Consider the following 19,647-nt stretch of genomic DNA (forward strand, 5'->3'; position numbering starts at 1 on the left):
ACGATGGCTCGCCGGAGGGATGAGGGAGGCGACACCGCGACCGTGCGCAACGCACCGACGGATTTTGCAGCGCTACTCGATTCGGTGCGCGGCATTCACTGGCCGGCGAGATCGGCGGTGCGGGGAGGCATCCCCGGCGCGCACACGTCGCGCATGCGCGGCACATCCGTCGAATTCACCGAATATCGCCCCTACCGCCAGGGTGATGATCTCGGCAGGATCGACTGGAAACTCTTCGCGCGAAGCGACCGCGCATACATCAGACTGTCGAACGATCGCGCGATTCTTCCGACGACGATCGTTCTCGATGCCAGCGCATCAATGACGTTTCCGGTGGAGACTGCAGGCAAGTGGCGGCTTGCCGCGCAAATCGCCGTCGGCCTCGCCGCCGTGGCGCGCAGCTCGGCCGATCCGGTCGGCCTGGTAATCGCGCGCGAGGGCCGCGCAATTCAGCTCCGGCCGCGGACGCGACAGGGAGTGATCCACGAGATGATCCGCGCGATCACCGACATCGAGCCGGGCGGCCGCGAGCCAGTCTCGCCTGCTCTCACGTCAGCGGTGCGCGTGAGCGGGCGCGTGGTGCTCGTCACCGACTTTCTCGGAGATGCAGATGACCTGCTGAGCAATGCTGCACGCGCAATGGTCGGTTCGCGCGAGGTGCACGCGATTCATATCGTGGCGCCTGAAGAGATTGACCCGCCGCGCGAAACGTTGCTGGTCTCGGATCCGGAGGCACCTGAGGTCCGGCGGCCACTCACCGGAGACGCGCGCGATGCGTATCTCGCGGCGTACACGACGTGGCGGGACAGAATCGCGCACGGCTGGAGCGATGCAGGCATCGCGTACACGATGGCTGTCGTGGGCGCCGAGGCGCCCGATCACCTGGTGCGGCGGATAACGGCGCCGCGCGGAGTGGCGGCAGCAGTATGAGCTTTCTCGCGCCCGGATTCTTCCTCGCATCGCTCGTCGTCGTCGCCGCGGTCGTCGCGCTGCACTTCATCGTCACGCGACAGCCGCGCGCCGGAGTGCTCCCGACCGCGCGATTCGTGCCCGACCTTCCGGCGATGGCGACCGCGCGGGCGACGCGTCCGTCGGATATTCCATTGATGCTGCTTCGAGTGCTGCTTATCCTGGCGGCTGGTGCAGGGCTCGCGCGTCCCGTGATCAAGCCGTCGCGCGGCGCGGATGCACGCGTGATCCTGGTGGACATATCGCGCGCTGTGCGCGATGCGTCGGCGATGCGCGACAGCGCGCAGAGCGTGTATCGTGATCGCGATGTGGTGATCGTGTTCGACTCCTCCGCGCGCTCGATGAGTGGAAGCATTGCGGACTCACTCGCCTCGCTCACGTCGTCGCGTCGGAGGGGCAATCTCTCCGGCGCTCTGATAGCTGCCTTGCGTGCGGGCAGCTCGATGCGCGAGCGGGCCGACAGCCTGGAGCTGGTCATCGTCTCGCCGCTCGCTGCCGACGAAATGGATGCCGCTACGGACAGTATCAGGACGCTCTGGCCGGGCGGGGCACGCATTGTTCAGGTGGGCGCGCCTCGTGACAGCGGCTCGGTGTTGCCTCCTCCTGAAATTCGCGCGGTCGCCGGTGACCCGATGCAGGTGACGGTGTCGCTGGTGCGGTCCGTACCCGGGACATCGGCGCTCATCGTTCGCGGTCCCGCGACGGCGCAGAACTCACAGGCCATCGTGAGCGCCGGCCGCGCGTATGTCGAATGGGCCGCGACGACACGGCCGCGTGGTACAGCGCAACGCGCGGCTCGCGACACGGTCGGCGGTGTGCTCGCGGACACAGCGCTCATCGTGGCCGGATTCGAGCGCAGATGGACGTTTGCTACGGACTCCATCCGCGGCGGGCACGTCGTCGCGAGATGGATCGACGGCGAGCCCGCGGCGATGGAGTGGCCGGCGGGCGACGGTTGCATTCGCTCCGTCGCGATACCCGTAGCTTCGGCAGGCGATTTTGCGATCGGACACGACTTCGTGCGATTCGTTGCGGCGCTCTCGGGCCCATGCATCGGTCGGGTCGCGGCTCCGACAATACCCGCGTCAGTCATCATGTCGCTGGCGGGCAGTGGAGGTCTTGCTCCTCGTGAGGCATTTCGCGCATACGACGATGTACGCTCGCCGCTCGCGCCCTGGCTCCTCGGTCTGGCGCTCGCTGCCGCACTTGGCGAGCTGATCGTAAGGCGGAGAGACAACGTGACGACGGTAACTGCGCGATCCGCGGCGGCCCCCATCACATCGGCATCATGACTGCCGCGCAACGAGTCCGGCGAACGCAGCAAATACTCAGCGCCGGCGCGGTCATGTACGCGTTGGCGTGGGGGATCGCCGCCGCTCTTGGAATTCTCGCCGCGATCTCATTCGCGATGCTCGTCGTGCCGGATTTTGGACGCAGAACGGAATGGCATGCCGGGACAGCACTGATTGCCGGCATTGCCGTGACCGCGGTGTTGCTGTGGCGGGTTCGGCAACTCGTTTCTTTCGGTCGCGTCGCTCTCTGGATCGAGGAGCGCGTACCCGCGCTCCAGTACTCTCTGGTCACCGCGATCGAGGGAGATTATCCGGGTTTCTCCGGAAGTCTCGAATCAACTGTCGAGAAACAGGACATCGGTCAGGTCACTTTCGCCGCGCTCCGGCGAACTCTTCTTCCCGCGCTCACCGCGGTCGGGATCGGCGCCCTGCTACTACATGTATCCCCGTCAGCCGTCTTCGGAGGCGGTGGCCTCTTCCACGGACTTGGCGACACCCGGGCCGGAGCTGTGGCTCTCGCCGGGAGCCGGCTCGACAAGCTCGGCGTTCGGGTAACACCTCCCGCCTATACCGGTGAACGGCCGAAGGATCTCGACGATCCATCGTCGGTCACCGCGCTCCCCGGCAGCAGGATTCTGGTGAACGGTGACGGAGCATCGACGGGGATCACTGGATCCATCGGTAACTCGCCGATCACAGTCGCGGGCAGTGAAGCAGGATGGTCGGCGTCGCTGGTCATGCCGGCCATGCCGGCTGCGCTGACGTTCCGAGACAGGAGCTACGACCGAATCATCGTGCTCGACCCGCGTACGGACAATCCGCCGAAGATCGTGCTCACCTCGCCGGTACGAGACACGACACTTCGCGTGGCGCAGCTTGTGGTTCATCTCAACGCCACGGCTACCGACGACATCGGCTTGGGCGCCGGATACTTTGAGTATCTGATCACGACCGGCTCAGGCGAGGTCTTCAACGCGCGCACACTAAGCACTCCAATAGTGCGCTTCGGCGGCTCACGCAGCGGCTCGATGACCGCGACTCTCAATCTCGCGTCGCTGAAGCTTGGTGAGGGTGATGTCGTGTCAATTCGCGCGATCGCAGAGGATGGAAACACACTCAGCGGAGCTGGGCTCGCCACTTCGGACACCCGGACGATCAGGATTGCGCGGGCCAGCGAGTATGATTCCCTGGCGGTCGACGCCGCTGCCCCGCTTCCGATCGACAGCTCGGCGATGAGTCAGCGGATGCTCATCGCCATGACAGAAAAACTTGTCCGCGAGCAAACCGCGATCACGCGTCAAGAGCTCGTAAAGCGCTCCACGGAGATCGGTGACCTGGAAGACCGGATCCGTAAAAGAGTCCACGAGATTCTTTTTGAGACGGAGGACCGCTTTGGTAAGGAGCAACCTGGAGAGCCGCTTCCGAGCATCGAGGAGATGGAGCCTGCCGACGATGTGACCGAGGCCAAGAATCCCGATCTTTCCGACGCCTTCAGCGCCCTCTGGCAGGCAGTCCGCTCGCTGCAGATCGCCGAGCCGGGGCCGGCACTTCCGCCGATGCGCGTGGCGCTCAGGGCGCTCGATCGGGCGCGTCTCGCCAATCGCCTGTATCTGAGGGGAACGCCGCCGAAGGTGATCGTGGATCTCTCTCGCGTGCGGATGACGGGAAAGGAAAAAGGATCGGGCAGCACGAGAGCTCCGCGTCCGGCCACCGACTCGGCACAGCTCCAGCTCGAGCGCCGGTTGAGCGATGCGATCGAGCTCATTCCGCGCCAGCCGGCGAGCGCGATCCGCGCGTTCACGCTGCTGCAGGTAGATGCTCTGTCCGTGTCACCGTCGTTCGCCGCCGCGCTCAGCGAGACGATAGACGCGTTCAGGAAGGGACGCGATGCAACCCTGCCGCTGCTTCGCGCCCGGCGTGCATTGTCGGGAAATACGTCAGGTGTACCGGGGCTTCCATCGTGGTCGGGCGGATGGTGAGCGAGTTCGTCTTCTGCACCGGCAGATATGCATCGGGGGACTGGGACAGCGCACCGACGCTTCCGGCGAATCTCATAGACTCCGTCGCGCGATACACCGAGATCGCGACCGCGCCGACGGGCGTGATCGTGCCGCTGTCATCGGAGCGGATACTCAACTACCCGCTCGTGTACCTCACCGGCCATCTGCCTTTCCGGTTCACTGAAGCGGAGCGTCGCAACGCGCGCCGCCTGGTGGATCGCGGCGGGATGATCTTCGTGGACGACCACAACCACGACATTGGCGGAGTGTTCCACAAGACGGCCATCGAGGAGATCACACGCTCGTTCGGCGTGCCGATCGATCTGCCGAACACGCATCCGCTCTATTCCGCGTTCTTCAAGTTCGACGACGGTCCGCCGGCCACGAGTCACGAGCTCAACGGCTGGGGCGACAATCTCGTCCACAAGAACCTCAAGGCGGTGCTGCGCGGCGACCGCATCGCCGTGCTGTACAGCAACAAGGACTATAGCTCGGAGTGGAACTACCACCCCGACAACAAGCGGTTCTCGGCCGTGGACAACACGCGCTTCGGCGTGAACATCATCGTGTATGCGCTCACGCGCTGAGATCCGAGGAACGTTCGAAGGCATTCTTCGCGCCGCGAGCATCGTGCTGCTCGCATGGATGCTCTGGCTCTCACTTGACCGTGGTCGTTCCGAACGGTTCGTGACGGCGCATTCTGCGAGCCTGGGTGCCGCGCTGCGCGAGTGGTCGTCCGAGGGCAAGGCGCCGGATCGCATCAGGGCGCAGCTTGACAGCACTCCGTCGCCGCGGCAGCGCGACTGGCTTGCCGCGCTCGGCGCAGCGGGAAGCAGGACGACATGGAGCGGTGATCTTCCCGCCATCGGGATCAGCGTACAGCCCGTCGCTTCCCCGCGGGGAGGCGTTATCGTTCTGGCGGCGGCGCCGCGCGGCGCGGCAGTCCGCGTCGCGGATGACGTCGGGCCGATGGATACTATGGAAGCTAGCGGAGGCGGTGCGCGATTCGTCGTGCCGTCAGCGAACGGATCCATCAGTGCAAGAGTGGGGGGGGCGACGGCGCGCGCTTCGCTGCCTGACAACGTCGTGTTGCGAAGGGTGCTGGTGCTCGGGAGCGCTGGCTGGGAATCGAAGTTCGTCGTCGCCGCGCTGGAAGAGGACGGCTGGAAAGTGGACGCAGAGATGCCGGTAGCGCCTGGAGTGAGCGTCAGACAGGGCTCGATCGGACCGATTGACACTGCGCGTTACTCGGCCGTGATCGCGCTCGACGCCGCGGTCGCGCCGTATGCTATGGAGATCGCGCGATACGTGAGCTCCGGCGGCGGTCTGATTCTCTCCGCATCAGCGGCCTCGATGGAAGCGTTCGGTTCGATCCGTGCCGGCGTTCCCGGGAGGGTGGATGCCGGGGCGATCGTCGCTTCGGAGCCGGGTGCGACGACGCTGCGCTCACTCGCGCTGCTTCCCGTCGTCTCGCTCAAGGCCGACGCGATCGCGCTGGATCGCCGAGGCGGTCTGGTTTCCGCCGCGGCGCGAAGGCACGTCGCCGGCCGCGTGCTGCAACAAGGTTACGTAGATACTTGGCGATGGAGAATGGGCGGAGGCGATGCGTCGCTTGCCGAGCACCGCGCGTGGTGGACCAGGTCCGTCGCCAGTGTGGCCTACGCGCCACGGATGCGCGCAGCCGGTCGGGCGGAAGACGACGCTCCAGTAGCCCGGCTCGTCGCGGCGCTCGGTCCCCCGTCTCAGGGCGTGGCGCCCGGTCTGGTTTCGGCGGCGGGGTCGGTCTCATTATCGTTGTTGTTCGTGCTCCTGTCGTTCTGCCTGCTAACCGAGTGGGCGTCGCGCCGGCTGAGAGGATCACGATAGGCAGCGATAATCCCTGTTGTGGAGAGCGCTGATGGACATTTTGTACGGCTACCTGAGCAAGCGGATGCACCTCGCGCGTCCAACAGCAGAACCTTCAAACGAGCTCAACATGAACGTAACGCCAGTCGTCGCCATCGTGGCAGCCATCGCCTTGCTCGCGTGCAACGACGGACGCGATGCCACTCATTCGCGCGAACTCACCGGGTCGGCCGAACAAACCGCATCGGCGCCGCCCGTATCGATGGAGATGTCAAAGCAGGTCGCGGTGATGAATGCCGCCCAGTCAGCTGCCCAACCGGCGGAGGCGCACGCGCCATCGGATCGCGCGACAACTGCGGGTACCGTATCGGAGATCGCGCAGAGCATGCTGATTCGCACCGGCAACGCGTCGATCGAGGTGGGCGAGCTCGATCCCGCGATCATCAAGGTGCGCCAGCTGGCGACACAGCTCGGCGGATACATCGCGAATTCCTCGATCACTGGCGGACGCGATCAGGTGAGAAGCGCGACGCTCGAGCTCAAAATCCCGGCTGCGCGTTACGATCAGGCCGTGAGCGAGCTCGGCGGAATCGGAAAGGTCGAATCGGCGAACACGAATGTCGAGGACGTCGGCGAAGAGTACGTGGACGTGACCGCGCGAGTCACGAACGCGAAGCGTCTCGAGGAGAGACTCGTGAATCTTCTTGCGACGCGTACCGGCAAGCTCGAGGATGTACTGGCGGTGGAACGCGAGCTGGCTCGTGTGCGTGAGGAGATCGAGCGATACGAAGGGCGCCTGCGCTTCCTTCGCACACGTGCGGCGGTGAGCACGCTTTCGGTCACGGTGCACGAGCCCGTGCCGATTCTCGGGCAGAGTCCGGGGCAGAATCCCATTGCCGCTGCTCTCAGACAGGCGTGGAGAAACTTCGTCGGACTCGTCGCGTGGTTCATTGCCTCGCTGGGCGTGCTCGTCCCGCTTGGAGGGATTGGCGTTCTTGGGTGGTACTTCTATCGACGGTTCCGCCGGTGAGGCTCCGGCCGCTCGGGCGCGAGCGATTCACAGACGGCGCGGGGAAGTTCGTTTATTACTTGATAGCGCCCGGCGAGTATCAACTGAACGTCAGGATGCTCGGCTACCTTCCGGTAGATACGGCGGTGAAGGTCCAGGCCGGCGTGCCGGTGAATCTTGTCGTGACGATGGTGCGCATTCCCACTGCGCTCGAAGCGGTGCAAGTGACCGCGCCGCCGCGAAGATGCCTCTATCCCGACGAGATGGGGTATGTGGATGATCCCGAGCTGGCCACTGTCCTCAATGAGGCGCGCAAGAACGCGCAGCGGGAGCAGTTGCTGAGGCGGACGTATCCGTTCGAGTACCGGCTTGCTCAGTCTCACGATACATACGATGTCGCGGACAGCACCCACTCGATGCAGCACGACACCGTCACATACCGCAGCGACGACAACTGGCGGTACCGGAAAGGAAAGGTGGTGAGCCACGACCGGAACCGTTTCTTCGGCGACGTGAGACTGATGCGGCTGCCGACTCTCGGCGACCTTGCCGACCGCAATTTCCTCAGCGCTCACTGCTTCAAGTACGCGGGCGTCGTGGATCAGAACGGCAGCCGCACTCACCGGATCGATTTTTCACCGGACTCGAATCTCGTCGCCCCCGACGTGGAAGGATCCATCTACATGGACAGCGCGACGTATCTGATTCGCCGCGCACAGTTCCGGCTGACCCATGGTGGCACGATCAAGCCGGCGATAATCGGCATGGAGGTCACCACGACCTATCGCGAGATCCTGCCGAACGTCGCGCTTTTCGATGAGATCCATTCCGTTCAGCCCCTTACCGCGGTGCAGCCTGGGGGCCGGAAGGTGGAGTTCCGTGAGGAACAACGGCTGCTCAGCTATCGCTTTCTGTATAGTGGTCCGCCGGGAACACTCGGCCGCAAATGGATCCCGGTGGGCGCTGACTCCGTTGGCCTGTCGGCTCAGGACTCGGCCAGCGCCCGGAAAGCGGCGTCGGATCCCGTGCCGCCCGGCCCGCCTCCCGGCAATCCTCCACCCGACGGTCCTCCTCCCGCAGCGGAATCAAAACGTTTGATGTAAGCAAGTAGCCACTTGCACACATGGATGGCGGGCGATAGCTTCCCCGGCCATGGATACACGAACCACCATTCTCAATGCCGCCGTCGAGGTGTTCTCGCAGCACGGATTCCGCGGCTCGACCACGCGGCGCATCGCCGATGCTGCGTCGGTCAATGAAGTCACGATCTTCCGCTACTTCGGCTCGAAGGAAGCGCTCCTCGATGAAGCGATAAGGGGCTGCGAGGTGACCGCCTTCACCAGCCCTCTGCCGAGCGAGCCGGTCAATCCCGAAAAGGAGCTGTCAGTATGGTGCTCCGGCGTCGTCAAGCACCTGCGCTCGCGGAGCCCGATGATTCGGAAGTGCATGAGCGAGCTGGAAGAAAGGCCCGAGCTCACCGGCCACGCAGTGGAAGCTCCGACCAAGGCGACCAACGAGTTGTGCGGATACTTCCGTCGCTTGAAAGCCCGCGGATTCACGAATGAAGAGTTCGATGGACCCGCCGCGGCGACGATGCTCATCGGATCGCTTTTTCACGACGCGATAGGCCGTGATCTGATGCCGGACATCTTTCCCAAACCGGCCGGCAAAGCACCCGCCCGTTATGCCCAGCTCATCCTCCGAGCCATCGGAGTGCAGTCCGCTCCAGAAACGACGTCCACAACACCCCGGCATTCGTAACTCCGCGCCGTATCCGACCGTAAACGCCTATTATATGAAAGCCTCGACACAGATGTCCCGGGCGAACACCGCCGCGAATCTCCTTGCGGGAGCCATGCTCGCCCTGAGCCCGGCAGTCCTTCACGCGCAATCCGCGCCTCTGCCGACCTCTGCCGCGACTCCGCAAAATACCGCCGCCACGCTGTCGCTCGACGAGGCGATCCGAATGGCCGAAGGCCAGAGCGAAGCGGTGCGCATCGCGCGCGCCGGAGTCCAACGAGCCGAAGGGCAGCAGTTACAGGCACGGAGCCAGCTCCTTCCACAGATATACGGATCGGGCAGTTACACACGCACGCTCAAATCGCAGTACTCAGGGTTCGCCAGCTCCGCCGCATCGGATACCACCAAGCCGGCAGCTCCCGAGCCGCCATGCAACGACTATCTTCGCGACGCCAACGCGACAGTCGCCGAGCGACTCGCGGGTCTCGAGCAGTCTTCGCGCTGTGCGTCAGGCCTCAACCCGTTCGCATCGCTCAGTAGTCTCCCCTTCGGACAGGCCAACCAGTACAGCCTCGGTCTCTCCCTGTCGCAGACGCTCTTCAGCGGTGGACGCGTCGCCGCGCAGAACGAAGCCGCCGCAGCCGGACGGCGGTCGGCCAACATCGAGCTCACCGCACAGCGCGCGCAGATCATACTCGACGTCACGCAGGCGTATTACGATGCCGCGCTCGCCGACCGGCTGGTGGCGATCACCGAGGCGTCGTTCACGCAGACAGAGAACGTGCTGCGGCAGGTGGAGCTCAACAAGAACGTCGGGAACGTCTCCGAGTTCGAGCTGCTCCGCGCCCAGGTCACGCGCGACAACCAGCGTCCGCAGGTGATTCAGCGCCGGAGCGATCGCGAGGTCGCCTACCTCCGCCTCAAGCAGCTGCTCAACATTCCGCTGGAGCAGTCAGTGTCGCTCTCGACGTCCATCGAGGACGTGTCGGGCCTGCCCGAAGGCATCCGGATGGCCGGACTGAACGTCAGCTCGTACGACGCACCCGATACGACCGCGTCCAACCGTTCCGCGGTGCGCCAGGCAGGAGAAGCCGTGCGCGCTCAACAGGAACTCGTGCGCGTCGCTCGAGCACAGCGCATGCCATCGCTGTCGCTCACCTCGCAGTACGGAGCGGTCGCGTACCCGCGCAATAGTCTCCCCGGCTCGAACGATTTCCGCGCCAACTGGACTGTCGGCGTCGCGACGCAGGTTCCGCTCTTCACCGGCGGACGGATACGCGGCGACGAGCTCGTGGCGCAGGCCAACCTCGCCGAATCGCGAGCGCGGCTTCAGCAGGTACGCGAGTTCGCATCGCTCGACTCCCGGGTCGCGCTCAACGCTCTCAAGCAGGCGATGGCGGCGTGGGAAGCGAGCAAAGGCACGTCCGAACAGGCCTCGCGCGCGTACACGATCGCGGAAGTTCGCTATCGCGAGGGAATCTCGACTCAGCTCGAGCTCAACGACTCGCGAATCCTGCTCGAGCAGTCCAACGTCAACCGCGCACTCGCCGCGCGCAATCTCCAGATCGCGCGGATGAAGCTCGCTCTCCTGCCCAATCTTCCGCTGCAAAGCGGGACTTCAGCGCAGGGCGCGTCGCAGGCACAGACCCAACAGCAGTCAACTCAGCAGTCAACTCAGCAGTCCGCGGGCCAGAGTCAGTCAACGCAGCAGCAATCGCAGCAGACAACGATGACGTCACAGCAGATACCACCGGCACTCTAGATCAATGAAACACATAAAGCGTTCATTTCGGGCAAGGGCAATCACGGCGGTACAGCTCATATCGGTTGCCGCGTTGATCGCGGTCGCCGCGTGCAAGGGCGGCAGCGCCGAACAATCAGATTCGGCGATGGTCGAGACGGCGACGATCGGAACCGAGAACATCGCGGTCGTCACTCACGGCGTGCTTCAGAGCGGCCCGACGGTCTCGGGCGCACTCGCTCCGGAGGGCGAAGCATCGGTTCGCGCGCAGGTCGGCGGAAGCGTGCTGCAGACTTACGCGGATCAGGGCCAATCGGTGCGCGCAGGCCAGACACTGGCGCGCATCGAGGCGGGCGGCCTTCAGGACGTGTTTCTCTCGGCACGCGCCGGAGTGACGTCGGCCACCAACAACGCCGACATCGCGGGACGTGAGCTTGCCCGCGCGGAGAAGCTTCTCGCCGCCGGCGCAATCGCCGAGCGCGACATCGAGCAGGCACGGCGCAGCGCCATCGCGGCCAACGCGGCGTTGGCAGACGCGCGAGCGCGTCTCGCGACGGCGCAGAAGCAGGTCGGCAACACCGTGGTCACGTCACCAATATCCGGCATCGTCAGCGACCGTCCAATTTCCGCCGGCGACGTCGTTCAGCCGGGCGCGGCGATGTTCACGGTCGTGGATCCGTCCAGCATGCGGCTCGAAGGATCGGTGCCCGCCGAGGAGCTTGCACAAGTCAGAGTCGGCGCTCCGGTGACGTTCACTGTGAACGGCTATCCGGGACGCACCTTCACCGGACGGGTGACGCGCGTGAATCCCACCGCGGATCCCGCGACACGGCAGGTCCGGGTCTTCATCTCGATACCGAATGCCGAAGGCCGTCTGGTGGGCGGACTGTTCGCGAACGGAAGACTGGCGAGCGAAAGCCACACTGGACTCGTCGTTCCGATGACGGCGGTGGACTCGCGGAGCAACGTGCCCGCTGTATTCCGAATCAAGGGCGGCAAGGTGGAGCGTGTTCCCGTGCAGCTCGGGCTCAAGGATGAAGGCTCGGAGAAGATAGAGATCCGTTCAGGGGTGCAGGCGGGTGACACGCTTCTGCTCGGCGCGGCGCAGGGCATCACCCCGGGAACGATCGTGAAAGTGTCGGCGCCTTCCGACAAGGCGCAAGGCAAACCCCAGGAGTAACTGCAATGGTAATTTCGGATTTCGCAATCAAGCGCCCGATGATCACCATCGTCACGATGGTGGCGCTTGTCGTGTTTGGTCTTTTCGCGCTCTTCCGCCTCCAGACTGACGAGTTCCCCGACGTTCAGCAGCCGGTCGTGCTCGCCGGCATCCCGTATCCCGGTGCGTCGCCGGAAGGTGTGGAGCGCGAAGTTATGAAGCCCGTAGAGGATGCGATCAAGGGAATATCGGGCGTGGACAAGATCTTTGGAACGGCGTCCGACGGCTACGCACAGGTCGTCGTTGTCTTTCTGTTCGAGAAGGACATGTCGCAGGCGACGCAGGATATTCGCGACGCGATTTCCTCGATTCGCGCCGATCTCCCGGTCGAGATGAAGGAGCCGATCCTGCGACGGATGGATCCTTCCGACCGCCCGGTCGTTTCGCTCACGCTCGCGTCGGACACGTATTCGCCGGCACAGCTGACGCGAATGGCCGATCCCGCGATCACGAGCGCCATCAAGGGAATCCCCGGTGTCTCTCAGGTGAGCATCGTCGGCGAAGTGAAGCGCGAGATGACGATTCAACTGAGACCACAGGCGCTGCAGGCAGCGGGGATCAGCGTCGCGCAGGTAGTGCAGGCTCTCCAGGCGCAGAATCTCGCGGCTCCTGTCGGCCGCGTGAACGGCAGTCTCGACGAGCGCACGATCCGCTTGCAGGGGCGCCTCGATGGCCCCGCCGATTTCATGCAGCTCGTTGTGGCCGCGCGTAACGGGCAGATCGTGCGGCTTGGACAGATCGCAGACGCTCTCGACGGCACGCAGGAGCAGAGAACGCTCGCTCTCCACTGGAAGCGCGGAGATGATGCCAACGGACCGCTCAACGGCAGAGAAGCGGTCGGCATAGACATCACCAAGTCCAAGGGCTACAGCACGACCGCGGTGAGCGCGAAGATCCAGGAGACCGTTTCACGCCTGGAGAAAACGCTGCCCCCCGGCGTGAAGATGGATGTCGTCCGTGATTCCGGCGTACGCGTCGCCGCGTCGGTGAGAAACGTCGAGGAAGCGCTGCTCGAAGGCGCGCTCCTCACGGTTCTCGTGGTGTTCATCTTTCTGAACTCGTGGCGATCCACTGTCATCACTGGACTGGCGCTACCGGTCTCGGTTCTTGCGTCGTTCATTGCCGTGTGGGCGTTCGGATTCACTCTCAACACGATGTCCCTGCTCGGCCTATCGCTGGCGATCGGTATCCTGATTGACGACGCGATCGTAGTGCGCGAGAACATCGTGCGACACATCGAGATGGGTAAGGATCACATGACAGCCGCGCACGAGGGGACCGACGAGATCGGACTCGCCGTGGCCGCCACGACGTTCTCCATCGTCGCGGTGTTCGTGCCCGTCGGGTTCATGTATGGAGTCGCGGGCCAGTGGTTCAAGCCCTTTGCGCTGACGATCGCGAGCTCGGTGCTCGTATCGCTATTCGTGTCGTTTTCGCTCGACCCGATGCTCTCCGCCTACTGGGCGGACCCGCAGGTGGAAGCGCACGAGCGCAGGAACCCGATCGCCCGTGCACTCGACCGCTTCAACCAGTGGTTCAACCGGCAGGCCGAGCGCTACAAGAAGCTCATCGGATGGGCACTGGATCACCGGGTCGCGATGGTCGGACTCGCGCTTGCATCGTTCGCCGGCGCGCTGGCGTTGCCGGCGGTCGGTCTCGTCGGAACCGGATTGTTCGGATCCAACGACAGATCGGAGCTCAACATTGGAATCGAGACTCCTCCCGGCTCGAACCTGGATTACACGAGGATCAAGGCGGAAGAAGCGGCACGCATGGCACGCGCACATCCCGAGGTTCTCTACACGTACACGACTCTCGGTGGTGGGACCGGCGCCGTGGACAAGGGGAACATCTACATCCGCCTTGTTCACAAGAACGAGCGACACATTGGTGTCGAGGACTTCGGCCGCAGGCTGCGGACCGAAATCGGGCACATTGGCGGCGTGACGATGACAGTCTTCACCAGCGATTTCCAGGGCGCGCAGAAGCAGATTCAGCTTCAGCTGCGCGGTGGAACGCCGGAGGCGCTCAATCTCGCTGCCGAGCAGGTCAAGGAGCAGGTGAAGCAGGTGCCGGGGGCCGTGGATGTCGGTCTTTCAACCAAGGGACAGAAGCCCGAGCTCGAGGTCGAGCTCAATCGCGGCCTCGCGGGCACGATCGGTGTGACTGTCGGTCAGGTTGCTCAATCGCTGCGCCCCGCGTTCGCCGGGATCAAGGCAGGTGACTGGGTCGATCCGACCGGAGAAATGCGCGAAGTCAACGTACGGCTGGCGCCGGAAGCCCGGCAGCGCGCGAGCGACCTCGAGCGGCTTCCGCTCGTGATCCAGGGACCGTCGGGCTCCGAAACACTTCCGCTCGGCCAGATCGCCAGCGTCAGGCAGGGACTCGGCCCTGCGCAGATAACGCATCTCGATGCCGAGCTCGTCGTGACCGTCGAGGCGAACACCTCCGGACGGTCGCTGGGCGAAGTGATGAAGGATATCAACGCACGTATTGACAATCTCAATCTCCCACCTGGCGTCCACATGACGCAGGGCGGAGAAGTGGACAGCCAGAAGGAAGTGTTCGGACGCATCTTCGCGGCGCTCGGCATCGCGGTGCTGCTCATGTACTTCATTCTCGTGGTGCAGTTCGGATCGTTCCTCGAGCCGCTGGCCATTCTCATCTCGCTGCCGCTGTCGCTCATCGGCGTGATGCTGATGCTGATGATCACTGGCGACACGATCAACATCATGAGCCTCATCGGGGTGATTCTCCTGATGGGCATCGTGGCAAAAAACGCGATCCTGCTGATCGACTTCGCGAAGTGGGCGCGCGAGAGGGACGGTTTGTCGCGCCGCGAGGCGCTGATTCAGGCGGGCGCGATCCGTCTGCGTCCGATCCTGATGACCACGTTGGCGCTGATCGCCGGAATGATTCCGGTTGCGCTCGGCCGTGGCGAGGGCGCGGAGTTCCGCGCGCCGCTCGGACGGGCCGTGATCGGAGGGGTCATCACGTCCACGATGCTCACACTGGTAGTGATCCCGACTTTCTACGAGATCATGGACGAGTGGCGTGAGTGGGTGATGGGCAAGTTCGGCCTCAACCCGAAGGGAACGGGGGACCACCGCATTCCCCCCGGCGTCACGCCGGCTCCGGAAGGGGCGATGAGCTCCGCGCGGTCGTGATCAGCGCAACCGCGGCGATGATCCTACTCCGTGGCAGGTGGCTTACGGTATCGTTTCTTGTCAGAGTGCTTTTTCTTCCCGGTGAGTCGTGCTTCGTTCGCCGCGCGAGGACGCCTGGTCGGCTTGCGTTTCTTGCGCATTACGAGCGCACGGGCGACGGTTTCAGCCAGCCGGCGCTCGGCCGCTTCGCGATTGCGCAGCTGGCTGCGCGTGTCGCTGGCTACTACACGGATCGCACCGTCATCGCTGAGCCGCGATGCGAGACGCGCAACAAGCATCGCGCGCTGCTCGTCGGAGAGAGCGCGCGACGTTGCAATGTTCCATGAAATTTCGACGCGCGACGATGTCTTGTTGACATGCTGTCCTCCCGCGCCCGATGAGCGCGACATGCGCATGACGAGCTCCGAGTGTGGGATCGTCAGGGAGGGGGCGACCTCGAGGCCGCTCGGTGGCGGAGAACCGTCTTCGGACGTGCCGCGTGTCACGATTGCTCTATCTGCTTTGCGGCCTCGAGAATCATGTCAACCAGCGCGAGAGTGGTCGCGCGCGTTTCTCCGCGCCGCGTGAGGAGACTCATCCCCCAGGGGATGTGGAACCCTTCGATGGGAACCGCGATGAGCCCGGGAGGCGGAGATTTCCTGTGCGAGCCGAACGCCAGCGACCAGCCCTTTCCCTCTGAGGCGAGAGACCAGAGTGTCTGCAACCCTTCCTGCATCGGACCGAGAACAGGCCGATAACCGAGACGGCGGAAAGTCTCGAACACGAAATCGTGAAATGCAGGATGGAAGTCGCGCCGGAAGAACATGAACGGCATCGAGCCGAGGTCTTCGAACCGGATGGATGACCTCGAGGCGAGCGGATGGCTCGTCGGGAGCAGCGCCCCTTCGCGCAGCACCGTGCTCAGAACGTCGCGGATATGTGCCGATGGGACCGCAGCGATTGTGCACCTCCCGGTGGCCGCTCTCCGCGCGCGCTCAAGCTCGGCCGGCAACCGTGCGACCTCATGCAGGATACTGCGTGCGGCAAAGTAAAGCGCCTGGCCCGCCGGGGTCGGCACGATGCCACGTGTCTCCCTTTCCACGAGCGAGAATCCGAGATCCCGTTCGAGGTCGCGGATCTGCCTCGACAGACCCGGCTGCGTCAGATGGAGGCGCTGCGCGGCCCTTACGAAAGTCTTCTCTTCACTCACCGCCACGAGAGATCTCAGCTGCCTGAGCTCCACGGGCTACTCCGGAATTCTGATCAGGAGGGCAAAGGTAGGAAGGATATCCGGTTAACGAAAGACTTATTCACTTCAGGCATGGCATGGGTTGCAACCCGGTATTGGCGCGCAATCACGTGCCTCCGTATCATCCATGCTCGGTAACCGAACATGCTTCTGTGCCGGCCGCTGATCACACACGGCCCTTCTGACAACACGAATTGACAGCATTCGAGGCGCTGCTTCGCTGGAACCATCCGTCGAAGGGACTTCAGGCCCCAGCGGAGTTTCTGCAGACGCTGAAGGACAGCGGGCTCCCTGTCGCTCGTTCGCGATCGCGGCGTACGCATCGTCGTCGACGATTTCGGATCAGGTTACTCGTCGCTCGATTTCGTGGGGCGGCTTCCGATTGATGCGATCAAGATGGATGCGTCCTTCGCCGACAGGATCGCTCACTATGCGGATGACCGCCCGGTGATGCGCAACATCGTGGATCTGGCTCATGCGCTCGGCCTCGACGTTTACGCCGAGGGACTCGATCGGCCCGGCCAGCTCGACGATGCCGTCAGACTCGGCTGCGAAGGAATGCAGGGCTTGCTGATCTCCGGCCCGGTTGAGGCGAAATTCGCGGAGAGAATGCTCGAGGCCGAATGGACAGCCATGCTCGATGGTGTGCCCGAAGGCGCTGCCTTAACGCCAGCGAAATAGCTTCAGCGCAGCGACAAAACTGATCACGAGCCACCCCACGATCACCGCCATCTCGCTGCCGAGGGCGGTGATCGTCGTTCCTTCCAGCATGTTCGCGCGAAGCGCATCGTTCACCGCAGTGAGCGGGAGCAGCTTGATCAGCGGCTGAACGATGCCTGGGAAGTTACTCGATGAGAAGAACACTCCCGAGAAAATCCACATCGGGAGCATTACGAAGTTCATCAGCCCCGACACTCCCTCCACGGTCTTCGCGCGTGACGCGATCAACAGTCCGATCCCGCCGAAGGCAAGCGCCGACACGAGGCAGATGAGGGACAACTCGGCGATCGAGCCGCGCAGCGGCACGCCGAACGCGAGCGCACCGAATCCGAGGAGCGTCACGACCTCGAGAATGAGAAAGAACAATCTCGAGAAAAGGAACGACATCAGGTATTCGGAGCGCGACATTGGCGTCGCCATGAATCGCTTGAGCAGCCGCTTGCCGCGCGAGTCCACGATGGCGAATCCGATTCCCCAGATTCCGCTCCCCATGAGGTTCATGCCGAGGAGTCCGGGAATAACGAAGTCTATATAGCGCGACCCGCGCTCCGTGACCTTGCGCTCCGTGACCTTCACGGGGTCGGCGCGGCCGGCTCCGACCTGAATCGCACGATCGGCGATGAGGCGCGCATTCGCGGACTCGCTGCGCAGCGGGTCGTACACGTACCGCACACTCCCGTCCGCTTCGGGCACGACGAGCAGCGCGATCTTCGCCGTGCGAAGCGCACGCGCTCCTGCACTGTCGTCCATCTCCTGAACGATGAGAGCCGAATCATGCGTGAGCGATGCGACGATCGTCGCGGCGCCCTCGTGTGACGCGACGACTCCGATGCGCGGACGCTCGGGCGCCCTCGATCTGAATGCCAGGCCCAGGCCCACCGCGAGCAGGACCGGGAACACGAAAGTCCAGAACACGGCCTCCGGTTGCCGGATGAACTCGCGGAATCGAACGAGTGTGAGCTGAACGATCGACCGGTCAATGAAGCCACGCTTCGTCTCACTCATCGCGCAGCGTCCTCCCGGTGAGCGCCACGAACACGTCCTCGAGCGTTGCCGAGCTGGCGCGCGGAAGCGGAGGTGGGTGCGTCGCCGCGACGGATTCGATGAGCTCGTGCGGCGTTCCGAGGGCGATGATGTGACCGTGGTCCACGATCGCAACGCGGTCGCACAGTTTCTCCGCCTCATCCATGTAGTGCGTGGTGAGGAGGATCGTCCGGCCCGTCGCGCGAAACTCCTCGATCAGCGTCCACAGCTGGCGCCGCGACTGCGGATCGAGTCCCGTTGTCGGCTCGTCGAGAAATAGCAGCTCGGGATTACCGACGAGGGCGCACGCGATTGCGAGGCGCTGCTTTTGTCCGCCCGAGAGCGTGCCAACGCGCGCGTCACTCTTCTCGCCGAGCTGGACGACAGCGATCACGTCATCCACATCACGACCCGCTTTATAGAAGCTTCGGAACATCTTGAGCGTCTCGGTGACGGTGAGCTTCTCCGAGAGCTGGGTGTCCTGGAGCTGGATACCCAGCCGCTCGCGAAGGCGATCGGCGTCGTGCTCCCAGGTCATGCCCAGCAGTTCGAGGTCGCCCGAGTCGCGCTCGAGAAGACCCTCGCAGATCTCGATGGTCGTGGTTTTTCCCGCGCCATTGGGACCGAGCAACCCGAAGCATTCGCCGGACCGGACCTCGAGGTCGAGCCCGTCAACGGCGCGCACATCGCCGTAGGACTTTCGAAGGTCGCGTAGAACCAGAGCGTGAGAAGCTGTCACCATTGCTGGACAGATTGTGTCATATGGTTGGGTCAGTCGCCCCCGTGCGAGTCGGGCTGAAACTCGATTAAAGCTTTGCCGTATCGTGAGATAGGGGAGGCGAACCGTCCCGGCACGTCGAGTGCCTTCGGCTCGCGCAGTGACTGCTACGGAGAAGTTATGCGATTCGTACGTTCGGGGATACTCATGGCGCTCGTCGCGGTATCGCTTGTTTCTGCATCAGCCGGCGCTCAGCGGCGGGGTCCGCGTCGCTGGGAAAGAGAGCCGTCGAGATTCACGCTCATCGGCGACCTGCTGGTCGCACAGCCCAAGGGCGAGTTCGCGACGCAGATTGACACCAACGGCTTCGGCGCCAATATCGGGGCTCTCTTCCGACTCGACCGCGAGGGAATCTTCAGCGTTCGCGGCGACCTTGGTGGAATGCAGTATGGGAGCGAGACACTCCACGTTCCATATCTTCCGATCACAGGCCGCGTGTCGCTCGATGTCGAGACCACCAACAATGTCTTCTGGGGAAGCATCGGTCCGCAGATCACGGTGCCGGTTGGACCGGTGCAGCCGTACATGAACGCCGCTATCGGATTCATGGATTTCCAGACCAGCACGTCGGTGCGCGGATCCGACAGCGAGTACGAGTACGCGCGGAGCACCAACGCCGACGACGCGACGTCAGCGTGGATCTTCGGCGGCGGGGTGTACGTGCCGCTCGGAGATCAGAAATCGTGGAAGCTCCACGTCGGCGGACGGTATTTCTACGGCGGCGAAGTGAGATACCTGACGGAAGGCGATATCCGCGACAACCCGGACGGATCGGTCACGCTATTCCCGCGGTTCAGCGAGACGAATCAGGTGACGTGGCAGGTCGGAGTGTCGTACACATTTCCGCGGACGTTGAGACGGGTAACAGGTAACAGGTAACAGGTAACAGGTAACAGGTAACAGGTAACGGGTAATG

Annotated in this window: 17 protein-coding genes; 13 read left to right on the plus strand and 4 right to left on the minus strand. The window is 63.8% G+C overall.

Annotated features, from left to right (window positions below; all coding sequences use genetic code 11):
• The first annotated feature begins 3 nt into the window (after positions 1 to 3).
• From Q7S20_08370 to Q7S20_08420, 11 genes are read left to right on the plus strand one after another with little or no spacing between them, the layout of a single operon-like run.
• A complete protein-coding gene (locus Q7S20_08370) occupies positions 4 to 930 on the plus strand; it encodes a DUF58 domain-containing protein (GenBank protein MDO8501845.1) in 927 nt (308 codons plus the stop codon).
• Positions 927 to 2,261: a BatA domain-containing protein gene (locus tag Q7S20_08375; protein MDO8501846.1), complete on the plus strand. Its 1,335-nt coding sequence runs from the start codon at positions 927 to 929 to the stop codon at positions 2,259 to 2,261. Before Q7S20_08370 ends, Q7S20_08375 begins: the two co-directional genes overlap by 4 nt.
• On the plus strand, positions 2,258 to 4,240 hold the full coding sequence (locus Q7S20_08380) for a hypothetical protein (protein ID MDO8501847.1): 1,983 nt from the start codon (positions 2,258 to 2,260) through the stop codon (positions 4,238 to 4,240). Before Q7S20_08375 ends, Q7S20_08380 begins: the two co-directional genes overlap by 4 nt.
• Entirely contained in the window at positions 4,222 to 4,848 is a 627-nt protein-coding gene (locus Q7S20_08385) for a DUF4159 domain-containing protein (protein MDO8501848.1), read from the plus strand. The genes Q7S20_08380 and Q7S20_08385 overlap by 19 nt, the downstream gene beginning before the upstream one ends.
• Entirely contained in the window at positions 4,832 to 6,127 is a 1,296-nt protein-coding gene (locus Q7S20_08390) for a hypothetical protein (protein ID MDO8501849.1), read from the plus strand. The genes Q7S20_08385 and Q7S20_08390 overlap by 17 nt, the downstream gene beginning before the upstream one ends.
• Positions 6,128 to 6,158: 31 nt before the next feature.
• Entirely contained in the window at positions 6,159 to 7,136 is a 978-nt protein-coding gene (locus Q7S20_08395) for a DUF4349 domain-containing protein (GenBank protein ID MDO8501850.1), read from the plus strand.
• Positions 7,133 to 8,218 carry a hypothetical protein gene (locus tag Q7S20_08400; GenBank protein ID MDO8501851.1) on the plus strand — a complete coding sequence of 362 codons (1,086 nt, stop codon included), beginning with the start codon at positions 7,133 to 7,135 and terminating at the stop codon, positions 8,216 to 8,218. The genes Q7S20_08395 and Q7S20_08400 overlap by 4 nt, the downstream gene beginning before the upstream one ends.
• Before the next feature lie 49 nt (positions 8,219 to 8,267).
• On the plus strand, positions 8,268 to 8,876 hold the full coding sequence (locus tag Q7S20_08405; GenBank protein MDO8501852.1) for a helix-turn-helix domain-containing protein: 609 nt from the start codon (positions 8,268 to 8,270) through the stop codon (positions 8,874 to 8,876).
• A 34-nt stretch (positions 8,877 to 8,910) separates the two neighbouring features.
• On the plus strand, positions 8,911 to 10,617 hold the full coding sequence (locus tag Q7S20_08410; GenBank protein ID MDO8501853.1) for a TolC family protein: 1,707 nt from the start codon (positions 8,911 to 8,913) through the stop codon (positions 10,615 to 10,617).
• A 4-nt stretch (positions 10,618 to 10,621) separates the two neighbouring features.
• Positions 10,622 to 11,776 (plus strand): efflux RND transporter periplasmic adaptor subunit, encoded by a 1,155-nt coding sequence (locus Q7S20_08415; GenBank protein MDO8501854.1) that lies wholly within the window; start codon positions 10,622 to 10,624, stop codon positions 11,774 to 11,776.
• A gap of 5 nt (positions 11,777 to 11,781) precedes the next feature.
• Positions 11,782 to 14,982, plus strand: a complete 3,201-nt coding sequence (locus tag Q7S20_08420; GenBank protein MDO8501855.1) for an efflux RND transporter permease subunit — start codon at positions 11,782 to 11,784, stop codon at positions 14,980 to 14,982.
• A 23-nt stretch (positions 14,983 to 15,005) separates the two neighbouring features.
• Here Q7S20_08420 and arfB read toward each other — a convergent pair whose 3' ends face one another.
• Both arfB and Q7S20_08430 read right to left on the minus strand, forming a co-directional pair.
• Positions 15,006 to 15,467, minus strand: a complete 462-nt coding sequence (arfB, locus tag Q7S20_08425; GenBank protein ID MDO8501856.1) for an alternative ribosome rescue aminoacyl-tRNA hydrolase ArfB — start codon at positions 15,465 to 15,467, stop codon at positions 15,006 to 15,008.
• Positions 15,464 to 16,204: a LysR family transcriptional regulator gene (locus Q7S20_08430; protein MDO8501857.1), complete on the minus strand. Its 741-nt coding sequence runs from the start codon at positions 16,202 to 16,204 to the stop codon at positions 15,464 to 15,466. The genes arfB and Q7S20_08430 overlap by 4 nt, the downstream gene beginning before the upstream one ends.
• Before the next feature lie 297 nt (positions 16,205 to 16,501).
• Here Q7S20_08430 and Q7S20_08435 point away from each other — a divergent pair, with 297 nt between their 5' ends.
• Positions 16,502 to 16,891 (plus strand): EAL domain-containing protein, encoded by a 390-nt coding sequence (locus Q7S20_08435; GenBank protein ID MDO8501858.1) that lies wholly within the window; start codon positions 16,502 to 16,504, stop codon positions 16,889 to 16,891.
• Here the strand turns inward: Q7S20_08435 and Q7S20_08440 are convergent.
• Together Q7S20_08440 and Q7S20_08445 are read right to left on the minus strand one after the other, a co-directional pair.
• A complete protein-coding gene (locus Q7S20_08440; GenBank protein MDO8501859.1) occupies positions 16,874 to 17,935 on the minus strand; it encodes an ABC transporter permease in 1,062 nt (353 codons plus the stop codon). The genes Q7S20_08435 and Q7S20_08440 overlap by 18 nt on opposite strands.
• Complete coding sequence (locus Q7S20_08445) at positions 17,928 to 18,695, minus strand: ABC transporter ATP-binding protein (protein ID MDO8501860.1); 768 nt, start codon at positions 18,693 to 18,695, stop codon at positions 17,928 to 17,930. Before Q7S20_08445 ends, Q7S20_08440 begins: the two co-directional genes overlap by 8 nt.
• Before the next feature lie 156 nt (positions 18,696 to 18,851).
• Between Q7S20_08445 and Q7S20_08450 the strand changes: the two genes are divergently transcribed.
• Positions 18,852 to 19,610, plus strand: coding sequence for an outer membrane beta-barrel protein (locus Q7S20_08450; protein MDO8501861.1), 759 nt, complete (start codon positions 18,852 to 18,854; stop codon positions 19,608 to 19,610).
• Positions 19,611 to 19,647 lie beyond the last annotated feature (37 nt).

It is taken from the genome of Gemmatimonadaceae bacterium, assembly GCA_030647905.1.
Taxonomy (GTDB): Bacteria; Gemmatimonadota; Gemmatimonadetes; order Gemmatimonadales; family Gemmatimonadaceae; genus UBA4720.

Excerpts from the sequence above, each read along its gene's own strand:
- Q7S20_08370 (MDO8501845.1), top strand. The coding sequence starts at position 4 with ATGGCTCGCCGGAGGGATGAGGGAGGCGACACCGCGACCGTGCGCAAC.
- Q7S20_08375 (MDO8501846.1), top strand. The coding sequence starts at position 927 with ATGAGCTTTCTCGCGCCCGGATTCTTCCTCGCATCGCTCGTCGTCGTC.
- Q7S20_08380 (MDO8501847.1), top strand. The coding sequence starts at position 2,258 with ATGACTGCCGCGCAACGAGTCCGGCGAACGCAGCAAATACTCAGCGCC.
- Q7S20_08390 (MDO8501849.1), top strand. The coding sequence starts at position 4,832 with ATGCGCTCACGCGCTGAGATCCGAGGAACGTTCGAAGGCATTCTTCGC.
- Q7S20_08395 (MDO8501850.1), top strand. The coding sequence starts at position 6,159 with ATGGACATTTTGTACGGCTACCTGAGCAAGCGGATGCACCTCGCGCGT.
- Q7S20_08405 (MDO8501852.1), top strand. The coding sequence starts at position 8,268 with ATGGATACACGAACCACCATTCTCAATGCCGCCGTCGAGGTGTTCTCG.
- Q7S20_08410 (MDO8501853.1), top strand. The coding sequence starts at position 8,911 with ATGAAAGCCTCGACACAGATGTCCCGGGCGAACACCGCCGCGAATCTC.
- Q7S20_08415 (MDO8501854.1), top strand. The coding sequence starts at position 10,622 with ATGAAACACATAAAGCGTTCATTTCGGGCAAGGGCAATCACGGCGGTA.
- Q7S20_08420 (MDO8501855.1), top strand. The coding sequence starts at position 11,782 with ATGGTAATTTCGGATTTCGCAATCAAGCGCCCGATGATCACCATCGTC.
- Q7S20_08440 (MDO8501859.1), bottom strand. The coding sequence starts at position 17,935 with ATGAGTGAGACGAAGCGTGGCTTCATTGACCGGTCGATCGTTCAGCTC.
- Q7S20_08445 (MDO8501860.1), bottom strand. The coding sequence starts at position 18,695 with ATGGTGACAGCTTCTCACGCTCTGGTTCTACGCGACCTTCGAAAGTCC.
- Q7S20_08450 (MDO8501861.1), top strand. The coding sequence starts at position 18,852 with ATGCGATTCGTACGTTCGGGGATACTCATGGCGCTCGTCGCGGTATCG.